This window comes from Propionivibrio sp. (assembly GCF_049316945.1).
Lineage (GTDB): Bacteria > Pseudomonadota > Gammaproteobacteria > Burkholderiales > Rhodocyclaceae > Propionivibrio.
On record NZ_JBMOJE010000028.1, the window covers coordinates 15,847 to 39,263 of the forward strand.

Here is a 23,417-nt window from a genome sequence, read left to right on the forward strand (position 1 = left end):
CAAATGATCATTTTTTCAGGCACAGGGTGGTGGGATCGTTGAGGCCGGCGGCGGCCATGCGGTTGAGGCAGGCAAGGACTTGCATGCTGGCTTCTTCCATGCGGGAGAGAAGCGCGGCGCCAGCGCTGAAGTCGCCGCCGAGCAGCTTGGCGACGGCATCGCGGCCGTGCTGATGCACTTGCTGGTGCGGCACTTCCATTGCCTGATAGCCATCAAGTTTCGAAAAGTACTCCTTGCCGTCGCCTTCGTAATACCAGCGGCCAAGACGGCAAGCCTTGCTGCTGGAGAAGTCGTCGGCTTTCTTGTCGGAGATGCCGATGAAAACCTTGTAAATGTCGAATTTGAATACGAGGTGATCGATCTTTGCCAGTTCGGTAAAGCTGCGCAACCCGGCTTCGGCGATGCCCCGCTCCATTTTTTTGGAATGATCGAGGATGCCTTCGATGTGCTCGGTGGCTGAAGTGCCCTGATGGCCAAAGTCATCCGCCTGACTGGCAAGGTTCGACATGCTGTCCTTGGCCTGCAGCGTGTCGAGCTTGATGGTGCCGATCAGCGCGGAAATGTCACTGGTGGCCTTGGTCGTACGTTCAGCCAGTTTGCGCACCTCGTCAGCGACGACGGCGAAGCCGCGCCCGGCTTCACCGGCTCGCGCCGCTTCGATCGCCGCATTGAGTGCCAGCAGGTTGGTCTGGTCGGCGATTTCCTTGATCAGTGCCAGAATGCTGCCTATTTTCTCAGTGCTGGTGTTGAGGCCTTCGACTTGAGCCATGGTGCCGTGTGAATTGCTGGCCAGCAGGCTCAGATTGTCACTGAGTTTGCGCATCAGGTCGCGGCTGACGTTGGACATCACGGTGGCCTTGGTCGCGGCGTCAATTTCTTCCTTCATGGTTTCGGTCATCGCCGAGATACTCGATTGCGATTCGACCATGCTGCTCCCGAAGTGTCCGAAATTCTGCAGCAAGTCCTCCCAGCCTTTGGCGACACATGCCGTAACGTTGTAGCGGTCCTCGATCGATTTTCGTTCTGCTTCCAGTGCGACGACTTGCTGCTTCAAGTTGCCGATTTCGCCTTGTGCTGTATTGAGTTGTTGTTGCAGCGCGACCTCTTTCGCGGAATTCCCGAATAATCCCATGACACACCCTTTCCTGAAAGTTTGTGAACTTTACGATTGAAACACGAAATATACCGCGCCTAGGATACACCGTGAACTTCACGGCACCACTCTTTCGAGGCGTTCAATCTGCTGCATGCTGACTGCCGAAAGCCAGGCCGATGCAAAGCCGCGACCGGGGATGTGGCAGTCCGGGGCGATTTCGATCAGCGGCACGAGGACGAAAGCGCGCAGATGCAGGCGCGGATGTGGCAACTGGAGCTGCGGGCTGTCGATAATCTGCCCATCGTAGAGCAGCAGATCGAGGTCCAGCGTGCGCGGCGCATGGTGGAAATCGCGTCGGCGCCCGAATTGCGCTTCGACAGCGAACAGCGCGGCGAGCATGGACTGCGGCGTAAGCCTGGTCTCAAGTGCAGCGACAGCGTTGATGAAGTCGGGTTGGCCGCGAATGCCGACCGGCGCCGTGCGGTAAAGCGACGAGGTGCGCAGCAGGCGCGATTCGGGCAGTCGGGTCAGCGCCTCTAACGCGGCAAGCACCTGAGCGACCGGGTCGGCCAGATTGGCGCCGAGCGCAACGTAGGCAAGGCCCATCGTGCGACTCAAGTTATTCCTCTGTTACTGCCACAGGTTTGCGCCGACGCCGGCGTTTCTTCGCCTCGTCCGGCTTTGGCGGCAGCAGCATGGCGGCACGGGCGTCGCCGTCGCGATTCATGAAGTCGGTCCACCATTGCCCCAGTTCGCTTTCCACCTCGCCCGAATCGGCGCGCAGCAAAAGGAAGTCGTAGCCGGCCCTGAAGCGCGGCTGCTCGAGCACACCGTAAGGGCGCTTGCCCGAACGCTGCTCGAAACGCGGCTGCAAGGCCCAGATGTCCTTGATATCGCCAACGATGCGGCGTGTGATGGCGAGTTTCTCAGCCTGTACGTCGAGCACTCCGTCCATGGCCAGAAAAAGCGCCGGGATCGGTCGTTCGCCGCTGGCCTTGATCGCATCCCACTTGGTCAGCACTTCGTTCCAGAGCAGGGTGGCGAAGAGGAAACCGGGCGATATCGGCTTGCCATCGCGCACCCGGCGATCGGTACTTTCCAGCGCCAGCATCACGAAACGCTCGCCGAGCGGCTGGTCGAGAATCACGTCAAGCAGCGGCAGCAGGCCGTGGTGCAGCCCTTCGGCGCGCAATTGCTGCACGCATTTCACCGCATAGCCGGAGGTCAGCAGTTTGAGCATTTCGTCGAACAGGCGCGAGGGCGGCACGTTCTCGATCAGTTCGGACATCTCGCGGATCGGGCGGCTGGCTTCCGGGTCGATGGTCAGTCCGAGCTTGGCCGCCAGGCGAACGGCGCGCAGCATGCGCACCGGGTCTTCGCGATAGCGGGTTTTCGGGTCGCCGATCATGCGCAGGGTTTTCTGCTTGAGATCTGCCAGACCGTGGTGATAGTCGATGATGGTTTCTGAAGTCGGGTCGAAGTACAGCGCATTGACCGTGAAGTCGCGCCGCGCCGCATCGTCCTTCTCGCTACCGAAGACATTGTCGCGCAGCACGCGGCCCTGATCGTCGGTATGCGCCTTGTTGCCGGCGTGACTGCCTACTTCCCCGTGGTGCCCGCGGAAGGTAGTGACCTCGATGATTTCCGAGCCCATCGACACATGAACGATCTGGAAGCGGCGGCCGATGATGCGCGAGCGCCGGAAGCAGTGGCGCACCTGTTCCGGCGTGGCGTTGGTGGCCACGTCGTAGTCCTTGGGCGTCAGGCCGGCCAGCAGGTCGCGCACCGCGCCACCCACCACGTACGCCTTGTAGCCTTGTTGTTGCAGCGTTTCGACGGTGCGCCGGCTGCCGTTGCTGATGTCGTCGCGGTGGATGCCGTGCTTGCCAACGCCAATCACCGCCGGTTCGCCGGGTCCGGCGGGAGTTTTGCGTCCGAAGACGCGGGTTATCATTTTGCGAATCATCGCTCGTTTCTTGTTATGTTTTGGTACAGAAAAAATGTTCCATCATAGCTGTATTTGTTACGTAAATCAGTTGCTTATTGCCGAATTTCACTTGCTGTGCAGGTTCAGGATCGGCCAGCCGGCGGCTTGGGCGTGAGCGTGCAATGTGTTGTCCGGATCGACGGCCACCGGGTCGCTGACCATGGAGAGCAGCGGCAGATCGTTGAGCGAGTCGCTGTAGAACCAACTGCGCTCGAAACAACTCCACCACAGCCCCATCGATTCGAGCCAGTCTTCGACGCGTGAGACCTTTCCTTCGCGAAAGGCCGGCGTGCCGCGCGGCTTGCCGGTGAATTGGCCGTTTAGCTGCGCTGGAATGGTGGCGATCAGGTGGGGAATGTCCAGTTCACGGCTGATCGGGCCGGTGACGAAGCTGTTGGTGGCGGTCACCAGGGCGCAAAGGTCGCCGGCGTTCTGGTGGCGTTTGACGAGGTCGCGCGCTTTCTGACTAAGCAGTGGCCGCACGCGCATGGCCATGAATTCGGCGTGCCACGTTTTCAGATCGGTGCGCGAGTTTCCAGCCAGCGAAGCGAGCTGAAAATCAAGAAACTCGTAGATGTCGAGCGTTCCGGCCTTGTACTGTTCGAAGAATTCGTTGTTGCGTACCTCGAAGGTGTCACGATCGAGGACGCCCTTGGTTATCAGATGCTGCGTCCATTCGTAATCGCTGTCTCCGGAGAGCAGGGTGTTGTCGAGGTCAAATAGAGCAAGTTGCATGGTTGCCTTTCGCGTAGGTCATCAAGTCGCCATCAATTCGGTGTGCTTTGCAAAACCTCACGCAACAGAGGCATGGTGATGGCACGCTTGTGTTCAAGCGAGTAGCGGTCGAGTGCCGCGACAAAAGCACTAAGGCTGCGCATGTCGCGTGGGGCGTGCGCCAGCAGATAATCGAGCGCCTCCGGCGGCAGACGGAGTCCACGCGCCTTGGCTTGTGTGGCGAGCGCCTGGATTTTCTCGCTATCGGTCAGCACGTGCAGTCGGTAAATCAGCCCCGAACCGAGTCGCGTGCGCAGATCCTCGCGCAAGGCGAGTTGCAGCGGCGGTTGACTGGCCGTCGTCAGCAGACGGCCGCCAGAGGCGCGCAGGCGGTTGAACAGGTTGAACAGTGCGATCTGCCCGGTTTCGCTCAGCGCTTCGACGTTATCGACCGCGTGGAAGCCCTCGGCCAGGTCAATGTGTTCATCAGCTTTCGCCAGATCAGGGTCGGCTGAAGCGTCGCTGTATTGGGCTTGGCTGGCGCGTAGCAGATGGGTTTTGCCTGCTCCCGCTTCACCCCACAGCAACAGCGAGGGCTCGCGGCTGTCCGGTGCCAGCCAGGCGGCAAGGCCGGTCAGCGATTCACCGTTGCCGCCGGCAACAAAGTTATCGAGGCTGGGAGGAACTTCTGGCAGTAGATCGAGGATCAGTTGGCGCATTGGGAGGGTGCAGATGGCGGCGGTGCGGACAGCACGCGCGACGGCCATTTCGGATAAAATCGCTGCTTTTGCTGAAGAATCGCGCATTTTACCACCAGCGTGCCTTCGCAAGCCTTGTTTGGGACGATATACAAGATGACTCAGCAATCCAGGCAATCTCTTTCCTATCGTGATGCCGGCGTTGATATAAGTGCCGGAGATGAACTTGTAGAACGTATCAAGCCGTTTGCCAAAAAAACTCTGCGCGAAGGCGTACTCAGTGGCCTCGGCGGCTTTGGCGCGCTGTTCGAGGTGCCCAAGCGCTATCGCGAGCCGGTGCTGGTTTCCGGTACCGATGGCGTGGGAACCAAGCTCAAGCTGGCTTTCGACCTCAAGCGCCACGACACGGTGGGTATCGACCTCGTCGCCATGAGCGTCAACGACGTGCTGGTGCAGGGTGCCGAACCGCTGTTCTTTCTCGATTACTTTGCCTGCGGCAAGCTCAACGTCGATACCGCTGCCAGCGTCGTGCAGGGCATCGCGCAAGGCTGCGAATACGCCGGTTGCGCCCTGATCGGTGGGGAAACCGCGGAGATGCCGGGCATGTACCCGGAAGGCGAATACGATCTGGCCGGCTTTGCCGTTGGCGTCGTCGAAAAGTCGGCCATCATCACCGGTCAGAACATCGTTCCGGGTGATGTTGTGCTTGGTCTGCCGTCTTCCGGCGCCCATTCCAACGGCTACTCGCTGGTGCGCAAGATCATTGCCCGGTCCAATCCCGACCTCGATGCGGTGTTCGACGGCGAAGGTACGAAAACCCGGACGCTGGCCGACACCATCATGGCACCGACGAGAATCTACGTGAAGCCGATGCTGGCGCTGATCGCCGCCCTGCCGGTCAAGGGCATGGCGCACATCACCGGCGGCGGCATCACGGAAAACGTTCCGCGTGTATTGCCGGAGACCGTCAAGGCCGTCATCGAGCAGTCGAGCTGGCAACTCCCCAAGCTTTTCCAGTGGTTGCAAAGTGAAGGCCAGGTCGTCGACAGCGAAATGCACCGTGTTTTCAACTGCGGCATCGGCATGGTCGTCATCGTTGCCCGCGAGCGCGTTCAACAGGCGTTGTTGCTGCTCCATGCGGCTGGCGAGAAAGCGATCGAGATCGGTCGCATCGAAGCACGCAGTGAAGGCGAAGCGCAGACGATCGTAATTTGACGGGAGGCCTCTGAAAAATCAGGGGCTTCAAAGGAAACTGCCACTGCTGGAATGTTTATCGCCCTCAGATATCAATACTGATTGCTGACTGCCTGGCAGATTCGCGGCGAGAACGAGTCAGGCGAGTGTCGAGTAGCACCGGCAGGTTTGCTTTCCGGCGTTCGCCTTGCCGACGTTCTTCGATACCGTTTTTTCCAACGCTTTGACGACGCTTCCTGTGCTGATTCTGTCCTTGCTCAACGCCCTCAAGATTCTCCTCTGAGGCCTGCCTCTGCTTCGGCAAGGAGTGCGGCAAGGAAGCACGGAGCTTGGCCGAACCATCGACCGGCTGCGGCCCCTTGTCTTCAGAAAAGGCCTTGTTGTCACTTTCGCTGAGGTACAGCGTTGTCGCTTCGCTTGGAATTCTCACCACTTTCTCCTGTCAATCTCAGGGAGTAACTGATTTATCGACGTTCTTTCTGAAAGCTTTAATCGGGAAAGCCTTAATTATTGACCACTGGAATCACTGAGAAATCCCGGTGAGATGAATCGGTGGCGGATAAATTTCGGGTTTTTTGTTCTCTCCCCAATCCCCTTGTTTGATACGGTTTGCTGCATAGGGGCTGTCCAATCCCTTCCGGCTACGGTAAACTTCACCGTTACTGACCAGTTAGTCATTAGTTTTCATTTCACTTTAGCCCGTTCCGGCGGGAGATTCGGATTGTCATGCCGAGCAAAAAGCATCGTTCCTGGGTTTTGTTGGTCGCCATCCTTGGTTTGCTGGGATTGGCGTATTGGGCCTATTCCGCCTTTCGCGGGGCGTCCGGCCCGATGCCGCCGGCAACTACGAGTGGTGCCCCGGGTGCCAAACCCGGTGCCGGCGGGTCGCCGGGCGGATTCGCGCTACCGGTCGAAACGGCCAGGGTGCTGGCGGCCAATCTGGCGCTGGATGCTACGGCTGTCGGATCGCTGCGCTCGAACGAATCAGTCGTGCTGCGCCCGGAAACGGCCGGGCGCATTTCATCGATCAATTTCAAGGATGGTTCGGCGGTGGCCAAGGGCGCGTTGCTCGTCGGGCTGGACTCGGCAACGCAGTCTGCTGAATTCGACCAGGCGAAAGCCAATCTCGGGCTGGCGCAGGTCAATCTGCAGCGCTCGCGTGAGCTTTTCGAGAAGAAGTTTGTCAGCCAGCAGGCGCTCGACAACGTCGAGGCGGGACTCAAGGTGCAGATGGCGGCGCTGGCGCTGGCTCAGGCCAAACTCGACAAAACGCGCATCAAGGCGCCGTTCTCCGGCGTGGTGGGTATCCGCAACGTGAGCGTAGGCGACTACGTGAAGGAAGGTCAGGAACTGATCAATCTCGAGGATATCGGGACGCTGAAGATCGATTTCCGCCTGCCCGAGTCCTACCTCGGCCAGCTCAAGCCGGGGCAAACGATTGAAGTGTCGACCGATGCCCTGCCCGGACAGCAATTCGAAGCGGTTCTTGACGCCATCAATCCGCTGGTCGATACCGGTGGCCGCGCCATTTCGTGTCGCGCGCACCTCTCCAATGCCGATGGCCGGCTGCGGCCGGGAATGTTCGTGCGCGTGCGCCTGATCTTCGAGCAACGCAGCAAGGTGCTGCTGGTGCCCGAACAAGCCATCGTTCCCGACACAAAGACGCCTTTCGTTTTTCGCGTGGTCGAAGGCAAGGCGATGCGGGTGCCGGTCGTAACCGGGTTGCGGCGTAATGCACAGGTCGAAATCGTCGAGGGACTGAAAGCCGATGACGAAGTGGTAACCGCCGGGCAGATGAAGTTGCGTGACGGCGCGCCGGTGATGGCGATAGGTGGGCAGCCCGCGCCGGCGGCTCTCTCTGCGGCAGTTGCACCAGCGCCTGGCGGAACCGCCAAATGAAAATTTCCGACCTTTGCATCCGTCGCCCGGTCTTCGCGACGGTGCTCTCGCTCGCGGTGATGCTGATCGGGCTGGTTTCCTACACGCGGTTGCCGGTGCGCGAGTATCCGAAAATCGATGAGCCGGTGGTGACGGTCGATACCACTTATCGCGGCGCGTCCGCTGAAATCATCGAGTCGCGCATTACCAAGCCGCTGGAGGATTCGCTGGCCGGCATCGAAGGTGTCGACGTCATCACCTCTATTTCGCGCCAGGAAAACAGCCAGATTTCGGTGCGCTTCAAGCTTGAACGTAATCCGGATTCGGCAGCCTCCGACGTGCGCGACCGCGTCTCGCGCGTGCGCAACCTGTTGCCGACCGACATCGACGAGCCGGTGATTGCCAAGGTCGAAGCCGACGCCAACCCGATCATCTGGCTGGCCTTCTCTTCCGACAAGCATTCGGCGCTCGAAGTGACGGACATCGCCAACCGCATCGTCAAGCCGCGCATGCAGACCTTGCCGGGAGCGGCCGATGTGCGCATCTTCGGTGAGCGCAAATTCGCCATGCGCATCTGGCTCGACCGTGACCGCCTGGCTGCGTTCAACCTCACGCCACAGGACGTCGAGGATGCGCTGCGCCGCCAGAATGTTGAGGTTCCAGCCGGGCGCATCGAAAGCCAGAGCCGCGAATTTTCGGTGGTGGCAAGAACCGACCTCACCCAGCCGGAGCAGTTCGCCGACATCATCGTCAAGCAGGCCAGCGACGCCAAGGGCAGCTACCCGGTGCGTATCGGCGACCTCGGCCGCGTCGAGATCGGCGCTGCCTCCGAGCGCAGCACGGTACGCTTCAACGGCAAGCCGGCAGTGGCGCTTGGCGTCATCAAGCAGGCCACGGCCAATCCGCTGGATCTCTCGAAAGCCTTGCGCGCCGAGCTGCCCAAGGTGACCAGCGAGTTGCCTCCAGGCATGCGCGTGGATATTGCCTACGACTCGTCGGTGTTCATCGACCGCTCGATTCGATCGGTTTTTCAGACCATCGGCGAGGCCATTCTGCTGGTGCTGCTGATCATCTTCTTCTTCCTGCGCAACATCCGGGCGACGCTGATTCCGCTGGTGACCATCCCGGTTTCGCTGATTGGCGCCTTCGCGCTGATGTTCATTCTCGGCTTCACCATCAACACGCTGACCCTGCTGGCGTTGGTGCTGGCCATCGGCCTGGTGGTCGACGACGCCATCGTGGTGCTGGAAAATATCTATCGCCACATCGAAGACGGCATGCCGCGCCGTGAAGCGGCGTTCAAGGGTGCCAAGGAAATCGGCTTCGCCGTGGTGGCGATGACCATCACGCTGGCCGCCGTCTATGCGCCGGTTGCCTTCATGACCGGGCGCACCGGCAAGCTCTTTGTCGAGTTTGCGCTGACACTGGCTGGCGCCGTGCTGGTTTCCGGCTTCGTCGCGCTGACCCTGTCGCCCATGATGTGTTCGCTGCTGCTGCGCCATGAACCCAGGCACGGCAAGGCCTATGTGCTTATCGAAAACTTCCTGACCTGGATGACGCACGGCTATCGTCGCGTTCTGACCACCATGCTGGCGCGGCGCTGGGTCGTCATGCTGGGTTTCGCGCTGGTTGCCGCGTCGAGCATTTTCCTGCTCAACGCACTCAAGTCGGAACTCTCGCCGGTCGAGGATCGTGGCGTCATCCTCGGCGTTTTCGTCGGGCCGGAAGGTGCGACGCTCGACTATTCGGACAAGTATGCCCGGCAGCTCGAAGGCATCTACAGCACCACCAAAGACGTCGAACGTTACTTCGTGGTGGCCGGCAACCCGACGGTCAGCCAGGGCATTTCATTTGTCGGACTGGCTGACTGGAAGGAGCGCAAACGCAGTGCCGGCCAGGTGGTCAAGGAGCTGTTCCCGCGCTTCATGGGCATCCCCGGCGTGCTGGCCTTCCCCGTGCTGCCGCCCTCGCTCGGCCAGAGTCCGCGTGAACGCCCGGTGAACTTTGTCGTGGTGACCTCGGCTTCCTTCCCCGAACTGCTCGATACGACCAACAAGATTCTTGCCGAAGTGGCCAAGAACCCCGGCATGACCAACGTCGATACCGACCTCAAACTGAACAAGCCGGAACTGTCGGTGACGGTCAATCGCGACAAGTCATCCGACACCGGCGTGCAGATCGAGACCGTCGGCCGCACGCTCGAAACCATGCTTGGCGGTCGCCAGGTGACGCGCTTCAAGCAGAACGGCGAGCAATACGACGTGATCGTCCAGGTAGCCGACGCCGAACGCACCTCGCCTTCCGACATCCGTGACATTTTCGTGCGCGCCAAGGACGGCAGCATGATTCCGCTGGCCAACCTTATCACCGTCAATGAAACGGTCAGCCCGCGCGAACTGAACCACTTCGGCCAGCGCCGAGCCGTCACTATCACCGCCAACCTGGCTCCCGGCTACACCATGGGCGAGGCGCTGACGTTCATGGAGCAAACCGCCAACCGCGTGCTGACGCCCGGCTACGCCACCGACTATGCCGGCCAGTCGCGCGAATTCAAGACCTCAAGCTCGTCGCTGGCGCTCACCTTCGTTCTCGCGCTGGCCTTCATCTACCTGGTGCTCGCCGCACAGTTCGAAAGCTTCCGCGACCCCTTCATCATCATGCTGACGGTGCCGCTGTCGATGACCGGCGCGCTACTGGCATTGCTGCTCAGCGGTGGAACGCTCAACGTCTATAGCCAGATTGGCCTGGTCACGCTGGTCGGACTGATCACCAAGCACGGCATCCTGATCGTCGAGTTTGCCAACCAGTTGCAGGAGAAAGGGCTCGACATCAAGCAGGCGGTGATCGAAGCCTCCGAACTGCGCCTGCGCCCGATCCTGATGACCACCGGGGCCATGGTGCTCGGCACCATTCCGCTGGCGCTGGCCACCGGCGCCGGCGCCGAGAGCCGGCAACAGATCGGCTGGGTAATTGTCGGCGGCCTGCTGCTCGGCACTTTCTTCACGCTGTTCGTGGTGCCGACGGTTTATAGCTTATTGGCACGGCGTAGAACGGTGGAAGCAGAATGAGCATTGATTCATCGGTAGATTCCAGCCAATACGTAGCATTGCCCGGCAGTCATGCAGGCTACGAGCCAACAAAGTCAGCAATGTCTAAAGCGCATGTCTCGAAAGCAATATCTACGATATGTCACGCGAGGTATCTTTTGACGCGCTATTTAACGAAAATCCTAGGATGGCTGTAAAACTTCATGGTTAATTTGGTTTCGTTCCCGATTCATTATTCGCATTTTCAGCCCCTTTTTTTGACGTATTCAATACTTCTCGCTTATTATTAAAACACTGAATATTTAAACAGTGGGAGTGAAAATGGAAATTAGGCATTCGACAAAAAACAAGAGTATTCGACTTGTTGCATCTGAGCCTGCTGTCAGGCCATATATCGCGCCGCTCTCAACAATCGATCTTTTTTGCGGTGCCGGTGGTATTACCCAGGGATTTCATCAAGCGGGCTATAACTGTCTGTACGCAAACGACCGGATGTCCGAAGCGATCGACACATTCCGTCATAATCATCCAACGACTCGCGCCGAGTGCAAATCTATCGAGGAGGTAAATGCCGCAACCCTGCGGCATTCCTTGGGTGTTCAGCAAGGGAGTCTGGATGTTTTGGTCGGCGGCCCACCATGCCAAGGCTTTTCAATTAATGCGCCCAGTCGATTTCTGAACGACCCCAGAAACAGCTTGTTTAAACACTATGCAAGATTCGTGGAGGAATTTGCGCCTAAAGCATTTGTTTTCGAAAACGTGCCGGGTTTGTTGTCGATGGCTGATGGCGCAGTCTTCGATAAAATACTTCAAGTTTTTAATGAGCTTGGATACCAGTTGTCTGTGAAAATTCTGTTTGGTCCTCACTATGGCATTCCACAGGAACGCTGGCGGCTAATTTTGCTCGGCTCCATGACAGGAGAAATCAATCACCCACTACCGACACACTTTGCTAAGGGGCGCGCAAATTTTCGCGGCGGTGGTTCTTTGACCATGCAAATAGGTGCAGCAGAAGCAAAACGGCTGGCACCTTCTGTTACTGTTGGCGAAGCCATTCGTGATCTACCGCGACTGAATATGGGCGAGGGCGCGGAAGAAGTTGGATACACAATTGATGCCAATAGCCGCTATGCATTGCGCTTAAGAAACCCCGATGGCGTAACTTTCAATCACGTTGCTGCGAAACTTTCAAAACAAAATATTGAACGTATGCAACATGTACCACCCGGTGGGTCATGGCGTGATATACCGCACCATCTGCTGCCGCTAGGAATGCAGCAAGCCCGCAAGTCTGACCATACCAAACGTTATGGCCGGCTTAGTTTCGACGGTCTCTCTGGCACAGTACTGACAAAGTGTGACCCACATTGGGGCACAGTATTCCTGCCGGATCAGGATCGGACACTTTCCGTTAGGGAGGCAGCACGGCTCCAATCTTTTCCTGACCACTATCGTTTCCTAGGTTCACGCGTTTCGCAATATGTGCAGGTCGGTAATGCGGTGCCTGTATTGATGGCAAAGTCTATTGCGAAATCAGTTAGGGAGCATTTGGAGGGCAATGTCACGGCTGCGGCAACTACAGTGGCCGCGCATGGCTAAGAAAATTTTTGAGTTGTTTGGCTACTCGCCAAACGATAAATCAGTCGCTGCTGTCACTGCATGCAAAGAGCAAATATGCCCGAGCATTGGTGGGCCTTGCTCAAAACAAATCGGTAGCGCAAGTAATCGTATTCGATCAGGAGTATGCGCGATCACTGATAAAGATGGTGGTCCGGTCGTCATTTGTCCGATTCGTTTGTATGCCGACAACTATGCTTTACTGTCAACCGTAGCCAAACTTGCATTCAAAATGACTGCTGTTAAATTGGTCGATGGTCGGCAAATCGCAAATCATTCGGCTCGAAAAAACGTGGTCGCGGTATTCGGTAAGGGTTGGGGTGGCGAACTTAAGGTGCCTGGCCGCCCAATCAGAGGCCGAAAAAGTAGCGGTTTTTTTGTCGATTGGATTCTTGCTCGTCTTGACGCGAAGAAAAAGCTTGTTGAATTCGCCGCGCTGGAAGTTCAAACGATGGATACAATTGGTTGCTATCGCGCTGAACGTGAAGCGATCTTGAGTGGACTTGAACATATCGGGAAATCTGCTGGGCCAAACTGGGAGAATGTAAACAAACGAATTCTTCCCCAGCTAATCTACAAAGGGCATTTACTTGAACGTGAATCGCTTTGTCAAAGCGGCTTATTCTTCGCCTGTCCTGATGGGGTTTTTAACAAAATCATGGATCGGCTTGGTAGCGAGTTGGCAGATTACCCACTGAAGAATAACTCGCTAACATTTTTACCAATTCAGCTTTGCGAGCCTGATCGCGCAGGTGTTACGCGTGCGCTTAAAGCATTGAAACCAAAAACCACCACGATTCAACAAGTTTCGATCGCCTTTAGTTCGCCTACAAATTTGCCGGAAGCTGGAGCGTATGAAAAGGCTATTCGAGTAGCGCTCGGGGAAAAATAACTCGCAAAAATTCGCTTGGCAGAATTTTTCTGTCCTGGCTTTTCCCGCGCCATGGGCTATATTGGTATTGCACTGTGATCTGCGGTGAGTCCAGTGAGAAGTAGTAGCACCAGCCGAACTATCTGGGGAGTTTATGGTTCTTTCCTCTTACCGCTCTTTAAAGATGATTGAGTATCAACCCTAGCGGCGAAAAGCCGATAACCTTGGCCTAGTGTGCCAAGGTAGAATTCCTGAAAGCCCATGTAACCCAAAACATGGGCTTTCTTGTTTTCTGGCTTTCAGGAAAGGGACGTCCTGTTTTTTTCTGTGAGTGTTTCAGCCACGCGCTTTTCGATCTGTGCGAGTAGATGCTGCGCCAGACAATCGAAAGTCTCCGGCTTGAGTGTGTTGGTCAGCCAAGTGATCTGCCGCTTGGCCAACTGGCGCGTGGCGTAGATGCCACGGTCGCGCATTTCTGAACGTGGCGCCAGTCCGTCCTGTACTTCCCATATTTGCCGGTAGCCAACACAGCGCATCGACGGCAGGTCGGGATTCAAGTGGTACTTTGCCCGCAGCATCTCGACTTCCCCTTCGATTCCCGCACTCAGCATGGCGTCAAAACGTTCGGCGATGCGTGCGTGCAGGACGCTACGCTCCGAGGGAAGCAGGCCGAGTTTCAGGAATTCGTAGGGAGGGAACTGGTTCCTGGCTTCGGCATGTAGCGCCGACAGTGGACGACCGGAAAGGCGAAATACCTCCAGTGCGCGCTGGATGCGCTGCGCATCGGTGGGGTGCAAGCGGGCTGCGGTTTCCGGATCGACCTTGGCCAGCTCGGCGTGTACCGCTGGCCAGCCGTGGGCGGTGGCCTGTAGGTCAATATCGACGCGGGTCTCCGGGCAGGCTGGCGGAAGATCGGCAAGGCCTTCGAGCAGCGCCTTGAAGTAGAGCATGGTGCCGCCAACGAGCAGCGGCACTTTCCCGCGTGCGCTGATGTCGGCCATTACGGCCAAGGCGTCGACGCAGAACCGGGCGGCCGAATAGGATTCTTCGGGGCTGATCAGGTCGATCAGGTGATGCGGGAAAGCCTTGAGGGTGGCAGCGTCGGGCTTGGCTGTGCCGATATTCATGTCACGAAAGACCTGCGCCGAATCGACGCTGATCAGTTCAACGGGAAAACGCCGCGCCAGTTCCATCGCCACGGCTGTTTTCCCGCTGGCGGTCGGGCCCATCAGCAGGATCGCTGGCGGCAGTGGTCTCAGTGGTCTTGCGCTCATCGGCCGCGCAGAAAGAGGCGGTCGAGTTCGGCCACCGATACCTGTGTCCAGGTTGGCCGGCCGTGGTTGCACTGATCGGCACGTTCGGTTTCTTCCATCTGACGCAGCAGGGCGTTCATTTCCGGTATCGACAGCAGTCGCCTGGCGCGTACAGCGCCGTGACAGGCCATGGTGGCGAGCAGTTCATTGCGCCGGGCCGCCATCATTTGCGTGATGCCGTGTTCGCGCAGTTCGCCGAGCAGCGAGCAAGCCAGCGCAGCCGGGTCAGCCGCTTGCAGAAGTGCGGGTACGGCGCGCACGACGAGTTGCGCAGGCCCCATCGGCGCAAGGTCGAAGCCGAGTTTGTGGAACGTTTCGGCATGTTCTTCGGCGGCGGCGACATCAAGCGCTTCGGCGGCGAAGACGGCCGGGATGAGCAGCGTTTGCATTGCCACCTGCTGGCCGTCGAGGGCGTTTTTGAGCTTTTCGTAGAGGATACGTTCGTGTGCCGCGTGCATGTCGACGACGATCAACCCTTGGGCGTTCTGGGCGAGGATGTAGATGCCGTGCAGTTGGGCGAGCGCATAGCCAAGCGGCGGCGCTTCGCCACCGTTCGCCGGGGTCGATTGGGCAGACTGGGCCAGATCGAAATAGGAAGATACGGCTGATTCGCTGACCCGCAATGATTCCTGTCGCGGTGCCCAGTTAGCGAAGGATGGACGAGGTGCGCTTGAAAAGGTCGGGCGAGTGGTGTGATCAACGGTGGCTTGGACGGCAAAGGACGTGCTGTCTTGGTTCGCGCTCGGCATGCCCAGTTCACTAGCCAGCGAGCTTGCGAGCGTCCGCTGCACAGCATGAAAGACAAACTGATGCACAGCGCGCCCGTCGCGGAAGCGGACTTCGGTTTTCGCCGGATGTACGTTGACGTCCACCGTCGATGGGTCGATTTCGAGGAAAACGCAGTACGCGGGAAAGCGGCTGCCATGCAGCATGTCCTGATAAGCCTCGCGCAGCGCGTGGCTGAGCAGTTTATCGCGCACGAAGCGGCCATTGACGTAGCAGTATTGGGCGTCGCTGCGTGCGCGCGAATGGGCGGGCAGCGCGCATTGGCCGAAAACGCGGATGCCGGGCCCGATGCCGGTATCGACCGGGCGTGATTCGGCGAGAAAGTCGTCGCCGAGAATGGCGCCGGCGCGGCCGCGCGCATCGCTTTTTGCCAGGTGCAGGCTGACGCGGCCGTTGTGGCTAAGCGTAAAAGCCACAGCGGGGTGCGCCAGGGCGATACGTTTGACGGCTTCGGCACAATGCGCGAATTCGGTAGCTTCGGACTTGAGGAACTTCCGGCGTGCCGGCGTGTTGTAGTAGAGGTCGCGCATTTCGACGACGCTGCCGGCCAGCAGCGCGGCCGGTTCCGGCGTCGCGTGAGTTTCGGGACTGAGCCGCCAGGCGTGGGCTGATCTGGTCTGACGGCTGGTCAGCGTGACGCGCGCCACGGCGGCCACCGAGGCCAGCGCTTCGCCACGAAAGCCAAGCGTGGCGACGCGTTCGAGGTCGTCAAGCGAGGCGATTTTCGAGGTGGCATGGCGAGTGAGCGCCAGCGCCAGTTCGTCCTGCGCGATGCCGCAACCATCGTCGCTGACGCGGATCAGCTTGACGCCGCCTTCCTCAAGCTGGATCTGGATGGTCGAACTGCCGGCATCGAGGGCGTTTTCGAGCAATTCCTTGAGCACCGAAGCCGGGCGTTCGACGACCTCGCCGGCGGCGATCTGGCTGATCAGGAGGTCAGGCAGCAGGTGGATTTTAGGCGAGAGAACGGGCGATTCGGACATGGGCGAATTATACCGGCCAAGCTTCCGGTAGAATCGCGCCTTTGCCTTGAGCGCTCGCCAACATGGAATACCTCGCATACTTCATCGACATCGTCCTGCATCTGGACAAGCATCTGGCCCTGCTGGTGCAGCAGTACGGGACCTGGATCTACGCCATTCTTTTCGCCATCATCTTCAGTGAGACGGGCTTTGTCGTGACGCCCTTCCTGCCCGGTGATTCGCTGCTTTTCGTCGCCGGTGCGCTGGCGGCGCTCGGCGGGATGGATCTTGGCGTGCTGGTCGCGGTGCTGATCGCGGCGGCGGCACTGGGCAACATGCTTAATTACCAGATCGGCCGTTTTCTCGGGCCGAAGGTCTTTCAATGGGAGAATTCGCGCTTTTTCAACAAGGTGGCGCTGCAGAAGACGCATGCCTTCTATGAAAAACACGGTGGCAAGACGCTGGTGATTTCGCGCTTCCTGCCGCTATTCCGCACCTTTGCGCCCTTCGTCGCCGGCATCGGCGCGATGACCTATACGCGCTTCACCTTCTACAATCTGATCGGTGCGATTGGCTGGGTCGGCTCACTGACGCTGGTCGGCTACTTTTTTGGCAACCTGCCGTGGGTGCAGCAGAATCTGACGGTGGTGATTGTGGGCATCATCGTGATTTCAATGGTTCCACTGTTCATCGGCTGGCTGCAGCACCGAAAAGCGTAGGAAGCCAGAAAATAACCACGGCGACACGGCGGGCACGGCGAAAACCTTCAGATTTGTTGTTTTTCCGCGGTGCCCGCCGTCCCTCTGCAGGGAGGCTTCGCGCTGTCGCCGTGGTAAATGCTTTTAACCTCAGCGTTTCCTGCGTTTCCTGTCCATTACCTGCATGATCATCGGCGTGAAGATGATCTGCATGGCCAGGCCCATTTTGCCGCCGGGGCAGACGATGATGTTTGGCCGTGACATGAACGAATCGTGGAGCATGCTCAGCAGGTAGGCAAAGTCGATGCCGTGCGGGTCGGCAAAGCGGATCACCACGAAGCTCTCGTCAGGCGACGGAATGTCCTCGGCAATCAGCGGGTTCGACGTGTCTACGGTCGGTACGCGCTGAAAATTGACGTGGGTTTCCGAAAACTGCGGGCAGATGTAATTGATGTAGTCCGGCATGCGGCGCAGGATGGTATCCATCACCGCTTCAGTGGAGTAGCCACGTTGCGCCTTGTCGCGATGAATCTTCTGTATCCATTCGAGGTTGATGATCGGCACGACGCCGATGCGCAGGTCGACGTGGCTGGCGACATCGATCTTGTCGGTCTTGACGGCGCCATGCAGGCCCTCGTAAAACAGCACGTCGGAGCCTTCCGGCAAGTCTTTCCATTCGGTGAACGTGCCCGGCTCCGCGCCGAGGCGCTTGCCCTCGTCCTGGTCGTGGATGTAGTAGCGGCGCTTGCCGCCACCCGTTTCGCCATATTCGCGGAAGAGGTCTTCCAGTTCGGCCAGCAGATTGGCTTCCGGACCGAAGTGGCTGAAATGGTTGTCGCCGAGGGCGGTCAGTTCGGCCATCCTGGCTTTCATCGCGGCGCGGTCGTAGCGGTGAAAACTGTCGCCCTCGATGATCTCGGCGTTTATTTTCTCGCGCCGGAAAATGTTCTGAAAGAATCGCGTGACCGAGGTGGTGCCCGCTCCCGACGAGCCGGTAATGGCGATGATGGGGTGTTTGACCGACATGAGGCTTCTCCAGTGTTTTTGAAAAATTTGTTCGGGGAGTGCTGAATTCTAAATTCTGAATCCAGAATCCGCTGCGCCGATCACCCTGCGCGGAACAGTGTGCGGGTGGCAAACAGGGGCGAACTGAAGGGTATATCTTCGCCGCTTACATATTCGCGGTGATAGCGGTCGATACGCTCGACTTCGTCGCGTGAGCCGAGGATGACCGGTATCTGTTCATGCAGGCTGGAAGGAACCAGGTCGCCGATCCGCTCGTAGCCGGTCGAGGCCAGGCCGCCGGCCTGTTCGACGATCATCGCCATCGGGTTGGCCCGGTGAATATGTTCAAGGTAGCCGTGCTTGTCTGGATCCTTGGTGTCGCGCGGATACATGAACACGCCGCCGCGCATCAGGATGCGATGCACGTCGGCAACCATCGCGGCTACCCAGCGCATGTTGAAATCCTTTTCGCGAACGCCCGTCTGCCCGGCCAGGCATTCTTCAACGTAACGGCGGATCGGCGGTTCCCAGAAGCGCTCGTTGGAGGCGTTGATGGAAAAATTCCGGGTTTCGGCCGGAATTTGCAGATTGGGGTGGGTCAGCAGGAATTCACCGATATCGCGATCCAGCGTAAAGCCATGCGTCCCGTTGCCGACTGTCAGCACCAGCATCGTCGACGGGCCGTAAATGGCATAGCCGGCGGCGAGCTGGCAACAGCCGGGCTGCAGAAAGTCGCTGGCCGAAGGTTCGTGGCAATCGTCGGGGCAACGCATCACCGAAAAAATGCTGCCAACCGTGAGATTGACGTCGATGTTCGACGCGCCATCAAGCGGTTCGAACGCCAGCAGGTACCTGCCGCGCTGCTTTTCGGCCGGAATCGGATAAATATCCTTCATTTCGCCAGAGGACATCGATGACAGATGACCGCCCCACTCACAGTGCTTGATGAAAGCCTGATTGGACAAGATGTCGAGTGTCCTCTGCGTTTCACCCGGCGCGTTCTGGCTCGCTTCAGCGCTGGGCAGAACGGCCAGCGCACCGCGCGAAACCACCTGCGCAATGGCTTTGCACGAGCGCACGACGTCGCTGATGAGCATTGAAAAGTCGCCCGCAATCGCAGGAACGCGGCGCTGCTCCTCAACCAGATACTTGTTTACGTTGGTTCGTCCGAATAACATGTAGAGGTACCCCGGAAAATAAATGTCTTGCCAACACCATAAGTGAGCAGATTCTAATGGTGTAATAGAAAATCACAAGTTAAACGTTATGTGTAAATTGTTTAGCAAAGAGTAATCAATGAGAAACGCCACAATCCGCCAGCTCCAGATCTTTTCGGTGGCTGCCACCCACTTGTCGTTTGCCCGTGCGGCAGAGAAACTGCATCTTACGCATCCTGCCATTTCTCTGCAGATCAAACAACTGGAAGAAGTATTCGGAACCATGCTGTTCGATCGAATCGGCAAGCGGGTTTTTCTGACCGAAGCCGGCGAAATTTTGCTCGATCACGCCCGGCAGATACTGCAATCGCTGAAGGATGCCGACGAATCGCTGATGGCATTGAAAGGGCTCAAGGGCGGACGGGTGGCGATTGCCGTTACCAGTACCGCCGAATACTTTGCCCCCGGGCTGCTCGCCGAGTTTCGCAAGGAGCACGCCGATGTTCGCGTGCGCCTGCTGGTCGATAACCGGGAGGAAGTCAGCCGCGTACTCATCTCCAACGAGGTCGATCTGGCCATCATGGGGCGCCCACCGGCGGATATGGACGCCGAAGCCGTGAGTTTTGCACCGCATCCACTCGTCATCATCGCCGCTGCGGGTCATCCGCTGGCCGGGCGCGCTCGCCTTTCCGTCAAGGATATCGCCACGGAGGCGATGATCGTGCGCGAGTCTGGCTCCGGCACCCGTTCGGCGATGGAAGAGTTTTTCCTTCAACACGGGATCAAGCCGCGCATCGGCATGGAAATGGGCAGCAACGAGGCGATCAAGCAGGCCGTCGTCGCCGGGCTGGGCATCAGCTTCATCTCGCAACACACGCTGGGACTCGAACTGAGCGCCGGCCGCTTGACCGTGCTCAAGGTCGAAGGAACGCCGGTGATGCGTCGCTGGTTCCTGGTGCGCCACAAGAGCAAACGGCTGACCCCGGCGCTCGGCGCATTCTGGGATTTCGTCCTCGAATTTGCCCCGGATTATCTGAAGAAGCTGGCTTGAGGAAAGGAAGAAACGTATAGGACTTCCTGAAAGCCGCATGAATAGGCGATCTACAGATCGATGCCGTGAAGAGTGGCGTATTCATTGGCTTTATAGGAATTCCAGTTGCAGAACGCCTATCCATAAGGCTTGCATGGCACCTATTTGGTCAACGCCAGGAATAGCTGCGGCAGCCTTTCCGGCAGGCGCTGGATATTGTCGATTACCGTAAACCGCTGGCCGAATATCTGGCTGACGTAGTCGTCGGCGTGCGGGTCGAGATTGATGCAGTGGGTGTAGATGTTCTTGCTGTCCAGTTCCTTCACTGCCTGGCGGGCGTCTTCGATCAGCGTGCGCTGGTCGGGGGTGTCGACGTCGGCGGGTTCGCCGTCGGTGAGGATCAGCAGCAGTTTCTTGTCGGCTTTCTGGTGTTCCAGGTAGTGCGCGGCGTGGCGAACCGCGGCTCCCATGCGCGTCGAGTAGCCGGCGGCGAGCGCCGCGAGCCGGGCCTTGACCTCGTCGCCCCACTTTTCGCTGTAGCCTTTTATGTGCTGGTAGCGCACGTCGTGCCGGGTGTTGGAGTGGAAACCGGCGATGGCCAGCGGGTCGCCCAGCGCGTCTACCGCCCACGAAAGCAGCGAAACGGCTTCCTGGCTCAGTTGCAGGATGCTCTGCTCGCCACCGGCGACTTTCTGCTTGAGCGATTCGGAGAGGTCGAGTAGCAGCATCACGGCGATGTTGCGGCCGTTGGTGCGATGGCTCATGTTGATGCGCGGGTCCGGGGTAACGCCGCTCTTGAAGTCGATCAGCGAGCGGATGGCTACGTCGAGGTCGAGATCGGTGCCTTCTTCCTGGAAGCGGATGCGCACCTTGTCCTGCGGCCTGAGCAGATCGAACAGCCGCTTCAGGCGCTTGGCCAGCGCGCTGTGCTTGAGCAGCAGCTTGTCGATGTCGGCGGCGTCGTCGTTCGGGTGCAGCGTTTCATAAACGCTCGTCCAGTCCGGGCGGTAGGTCTGGCTCAGATAGTCCCACTCGGGATAGTGGCGCGGCGGCAGGCCGTGTGGCGTTTCGCCGGGTTCCGGTTTGCGCTCGGCGTCGAAGGATTCTTCCTCGTCACCTTCCTCGATGAATTGCCACAGTTGGCGATTGTCGTCGCGGTAGTCGATCACCGTGTTGTCGAAATACACTTTGGCCAACTGGTCGCTCTGCCGGCGCGTTTTGGTAACGTAATTAAGCGCCAGACTGGCGATCTCCCTGGTGCTCGATTCACCCTCGGCGAGCAGCGCGTGAAAGCGCTTGGCAAACTCCAGCAGATGGTGATCCGTATAGCCATGATCGGAATCGAGCAGCGCCCGCGACAGCATCGCCAGTCGGTGACGCAGGCACGAGGTGGTTTCCGGGTCGCAGGCATTTTCGACCGGCTTCGGATGCAGCGCCAGGAGGATCCGGCGCAGGCCGGGATATTCGCGAATCAGCAGGGTATCGACGCGGCAGTCTTCGAAGAATTCCACGGCCATGCGCTGGAAAGGACTCCAGTTGTCGGCGATCTGCGGCTGGCTCCAGCGCCGGTGGCCGACCATGTGCGCGAGCACGGCGCGGTAGCGGTCGATGCCGCTGATGCCGTTACTGTCGTCGAAAACGTCGGGCACGCGCAGGCCGAGTTTGTCGTAGTAGGGCAGCGGCTGGCGCGGCGGTTGGCACAACTCATCGAAGGCGGTTGAATACGGCACCAGTTGATCGCTGTCGCGCCACAGGGCACGCAGGGTGAGGTCGAGCTGTCGTTCGACATCGGCGAACAGCGTGCCGTGTCGTTCGCGCTGCAGCACCGCGCGACTGTCGGCCGATTGCAGCTTGAAGTAGTCGATCTGCCGATCCGGGTGCTCGCCGTAATTGCGGATGCCGTAATCCACCCAGTTCTTCAGCCCGGCCATCGACAGCAGCTTGAGGAGGAACGGTGCCTGAGCAAAAAATTCGGGTAGCCCCGGGCTGGCGAAGGTCGTGTGGTGGCCGTGGATCGAGCCTGAGGTGCGCACCATCAGGTTCTGTGCGATGTCGAGATAGAACTGCAGTTGCTGCGGCGACTGCAGGCGGCGGGCGACGGCGGCCAGGGTTTGCAGCAAGGGGGTGATCGCCTTGCTGTTCGGTGATTTCTGCAGTATGCGCACGAAGTTCATGACGGCTGGCAACACATCGCCGCCGCCGATGCTGCTGGTGACACTCGGCCATTTCTCAAGGAAGGCCAGCATCGGCTCCGGGCCGCGGCCAAGCTTGCCGAGAAAGCGCGCGGCCTCCAGGTAGGCTTGCATCTGCTCGCTGGAAAAGGTGCTCAGCGCCTCGTTGACACACTCCTCGAAAACGTCGGCCACCGGCTGAAAACCGCAATCGATTTCCTCCCACCAGGTCTGGATCTGCGGATTGAGCATGGCCTGCTTGCGGGCGTCGGCAACAAGGCGCAGTCCGGTGATCGCTGTCATGTTCTCAAAAAGCCGTCATTCTGTGGTTGACCCGGAAACCAGAGGTGCACCACTGGATTCCGGCTTTCGCCGGAATGACGGATCAGGCAAAGGTAGCGTCGATGGCATGATCGAGCGTCGCGCGGATGTCGGCGTCGTCGGTGATCGGACGCGCCATGGCCATGCGGCAGGCATCCCTGGGATCGACGCCGCCCTTGATCAGCAGCGCGGCATAGACCACGAGACGCGTCGAAATCCCCTCGTCGAGACCGTGGCCCTTGAGGTTGCGCGCGGTCTGGGCGATCTTCACCAGACTCGCTGCGGTCGCTTCGTCGATGCCGGTTTCCATGGCGACGATTTTCGTTTCCAGCGTCGCCTCGGGGTAGTCGAAATCGAAGGCGGTGAAGCGCTGTTTCGTCGATTGCTTGAGATCCTTCATCAAGCTCTGGTAGCCGGGGTTGTAGGAGATCACCAGTTGGAAGTCGGGATGCGCCTCGATCAGTTCGCCCTTCTTGTCGATCGGCAACGTGCGCCGGTGGTCGGTGAGGGGGTGAATGACCACGGTGGTGTCCTGGCGCGCCTCGACGATCTCGTCGAGATAGCAGATGGCGCCGATGCGCGCCGCCGTGGTCAGCGGGCCGTCGAGCCAGCGCGTGCCGTTGGCTTCGAGCAGGTAGCGGCCGACCAGGTCGCTGGCCGTCATGTCCTCGTTGCAGGCCACGGTGATCAGCGGCTTGCCCAGCTTCCACGCCATGTATTCGACAAAGCGCGACTTGCCACAGCCGGTCGGCCCTTTGACCATCACCGGCAGACGAGCGGCATAGGCCGCCTCGTACAACTCTACTTCCTTGCCCTGGGGCTGATAGAAGGGCTCCTTGTGAACCTTGTATTGCTCTTTGGCGGTCATGGCT

The 23,417-nt window shown here is 59.0% G+C and carries 19 protein-coding genes; 7 read left to right on the forward strand and 12 right to left on the reverse strand.

What is annotated here, in order from left to right; translation table 11 throughout:
* Positions 1-7: 7 nt before the first annotated feature.
* The 5 genes from ACOYNV_RS08660 to hda all read right to left on the reverse strand — a co-directional run bounded on the left by ACOYNV_RS08660 (position 8) and on the right by hda (position 4,603).
* Positions 8-1,132 (reverse strand): methyl-accepting chemotaxis protein, encoded by a 1,125-nt coding sequence (locus tag ACOYNV_RS08660; protein ID WP_422899364.1) that lies wholly within the window; start codon positions 1,130-1,132, stop codon positions 8-10.
* Between the two features lie 78 nt (positions 1,133-1,210).
* Entirely contained in the window at positions 1,211-1,702 is a 492-nt protein-coding gene (gene folK / locus ACOYNV_RS08665; RefSeq protein ID WP_422899388.1) for a 2-amino-4-hydroxy-6-hydroxymethyldihydropteridine diphosphokinase, read from the reverse strand.
* 13 nt (positions 1,703-1,715) lie between these two features.
* The gene (pcnB, locus tag ACOYNV_RS08670) at positions 1,716-3,062 is read right to left on the reverse strand and encodes a polynucleotide adenylyltransferase PcnB (protein WP_422899365.1); all 1,347 of its coding nucleotides are present in this window, start codon (positions 3,060-3,062) and stop codon (positions 1,716-1,718) included.
* Positions 3,063-3,149: 87 nt separating this feature from the next.
* Positions 3,150-3,818 (reverse strand): HAD family hydrolase, encoded by a 669-nt coding sequence (locus ACOYNV_RS08675; RefSeq protein ID WP_422899366.1) that lies wholly within the window; start codon positions 3,816-3,818, stop codon positions 3,150-3,152.
* Positions 3,819-3,850: 32 nt separating this feature from the next.
* Positions 3,851-4,603, reverse strand: a complete 753-nt coding sequence (gene hda / locus ACOYNV_RS08680; protein WP_422899367.1) for a DnaA regulatory inactivator Hda — start codon at positions 4,601-4,603, stop codon at positions 3,851-3,853.
* 48 nt (positions 4,604-4,651) lie between these two features.
* On the opposite strand from hda, the gene purM reads away from it, so the two are divergent.
* On the forward strand, positions 4,652-5,710 hold the full coding sequence (gene purM, locus ACOYNV_RS08685) for a phosphoribosylformylglycinamidine cyclo-ligase (protein ID WP_422899368.1): 1,059 nt from the start codon (positions 4,652-4,654) through the stop codon (positions 5,708-5,710).
* 64 nt (positions 5,711-5,774) lie between these two features.
* On the opposite strand, the gene ACOYNV_RS08690 is transcribed toward purM, so the two are convergent.
* Positions 5,775-6,119 (reverse strand): hypothetical protein, encoded by a 345-nt coding sequence (locus ACOYNV_RS08690; protein ID WP_422899369.1) that lies wholly within the window; start codon positions 6,117-6,119, stop codon positions 5,775-5,777.
* A 296-nt stretch (positions 6,120-6,415) separates the two neighbouring features.
* Between ACOYNV_RS08690 and ACOYNV_RS08695 the strand changes: the two genes are divergently transcribed.
* The 4 genes from ACOYNV_RS08695 to ACOYNV_RS08710 all read left to right on the forward strand — a co-directional run bounded on the left by ACOYNV_RS08695 (position 6,416) and on the right by ACOYNV_RS08710 (position 13,123).
* On the forward strand, positions 6,416-7,588 hold the full coding sequence (locus ACOYNV_RS08695; protein WP_422899370.1) for an efflux RND transporter periplasmic adaptor subunit: 1,173 nt from the start codon (positions 6,416-6,418) through the stop codon (positions 7,586-7,588).
* Positions 7,585-10,635, forward strand: coding sequence for an efflux RND transporter permease subunit (locus ACOYNV_RS08700; RefSeq protein ID WP_422899371.1), 3,051 nt, complete (start codon positions 7,585-7,587; stop codon positions 10,633-10,635). Before ACOYNV_RS08695 ends, ACOYNV_RS08700 begins: the two co-directional genes overlap by 4 nt.
* Positions 10,636-10,935: 300 nt before the next feature.
* The gene (locus ACOYNV_RS08705) at positions 10,936-12,213 is read left to right on the forward strand and encodes a DNA cytosine methyltransferase (RefSeq protein ID WP_422899372.1); all 1,278 of its coding nucleotides are present in this window, start codon (positions 10,936-10,938) and stop codon (positions 12,211-12,213) included.
* Complete coding sequence (locus ACOYNV_RS08710; RefSeq protein WP_422899373.1) at positions 12,206-13,123, forward strand: hypothetical protein; 918 nt, start codon at positions 12,206-12,208, stop codon at positions 13,121-13,123. The genes ACOYNV_RS08705 and ACOYNV_RS08710 overlap by 8 nt, the downstream gene beginning before the upstream one ends.
* A 278-nt stretch (positions 13,124-13,401) precedes the next feature.
* Here ACOYNV_RS08710 and miaA read toward each other — a convergent pair whose 3' ends face one another.
* Together miaA and mutL are read right to left on the reverse strand one after the other, a co-directional pair.
* Positions 13,402-14,376 carry a tRNA (adenosine(37)-N6)-dimethylallyltransferase MiaA gene (miaA, locus tag ACOYNV_RS08715; protein ID WP_422899374.1) on the reverse strand — a complete coding sequence of 325 codons (975 nt, stop codon included), beginning with the start codon at positions 14,374-14,376 and terminating at the stop codon, positions 13,402-13,404.
* Positions 14,373-16,184 carry a DNA mismatch repair endonuclease MutL gene (mutL, locus tag ACOYNV_RS08720; RefSeq protein WP_422899375.1) on the reverse strand — a complete coding sequence of 604 codons (1,812 nt, stop codon included), beginning with the start codon at positions 16,182-16,184 and terminating at the stop codon, positions 14,373-14,375. Before mutL ends, miaA begins: the two co-directional genes overlap by 4 nt.
* Before the next feature lie 62 nt (positions 16,185-16,246).
* Between mutL and ACOYNV_RS08725 the strand changes: the two genes are divergently transcribed.
* Positions 16,247-16,882 (forward strand): DedA family protein, encoded by a 636-nt coding sequence (locus ACOYNV_RS08725; protein WP_422899376.1) that lies wholly within the window; start codon positions 16,247-16,249, stop codon positions 16,880-16,882.
* A gap of 129 nt (positions 16,883-17,011) precedes the next feature.
* Here ACOYNV_RS08725 and ACOYNV_RS08730 read toward each other — a convergent pair whose 3' ends face one another.
* The gene (locus ACOYNV_RS08730) at positions 17,012-17,887 is read right to left on the reverse strand and encodes a phosphoribulokinase (RefSeq protein WP_422899377.1); all 876 of its coding nucleotides are present in this window, start codon (positions 17,885-17,887) and stop codon (positions 17,012-17,014) included.
* A gap of 80 nt (positions 17,888-17,967) precedes the next feature.
* Positions 17,968-19,044 carry a class 1 fructose-bisphosphatase gene (locus ACOYNV_RS08735; protein ID WP_422899378.1) on the reverse strand — a complete coding sequence of 359 codons (1,077 nt, stop codon included), beginning with the start codon at positions 19,042-19,044 and terminating at the stop codon, positions 17,968-17,970.
* 118 nt (positions 19,045-19,162) lie between these two features.
* Between ACOYNV_RS08735 and ACOYNV_RS08740 the strand changes: the two genes are divergently transcribed.
* Positions 19,163-20,074, forward strand: a complete 912-nt coding sequence (locus ACOYNV_RS08740; RefSeq protein WP_422899379.1) for a LysR substrate-binding domain-containing protein — start codon at positions 19,163-19,165, stop codon at positions 20,072-20,074.
* A gap of 140 nt (positions 20,075-20,214) precedes the next feature.
* On the opposite strand, the gene ACOYNV_RS08745 is transcribed toward ACOYNV_RS08740, so the two are convergent.
* Both ACOYNV_RS08745 and ACOYNV_RS08750 read right to left on the reverse strand, forming a co-directional pair.
* A complete protein-coding gene (locus ACOYNV_RS08745; RefSeq protein WP_422899380.1) occupies positions 20,215-22,527 on the reverse strand; it encodes a nitric oxide reductase activation protein NorD in 2,313 nt (770 codons plus the stop codon).
* An 82-nt stretch (positions 22,528-22,609) separates the two neighbouring features.
* Complete coding sequence (locus ACOYNV_RS08750) at positions 22,610-23,413, reverse strand: CbbQ/NirQ/NorQ/GpvN family protein (RefSeq protein WP_422899389.1); 804 nt, start codon at positions 23,411-23,413, stop codon at positions 22,610-22,612.
* Positions 23,414-23,417: the final 4 nt, after the last annotated feature.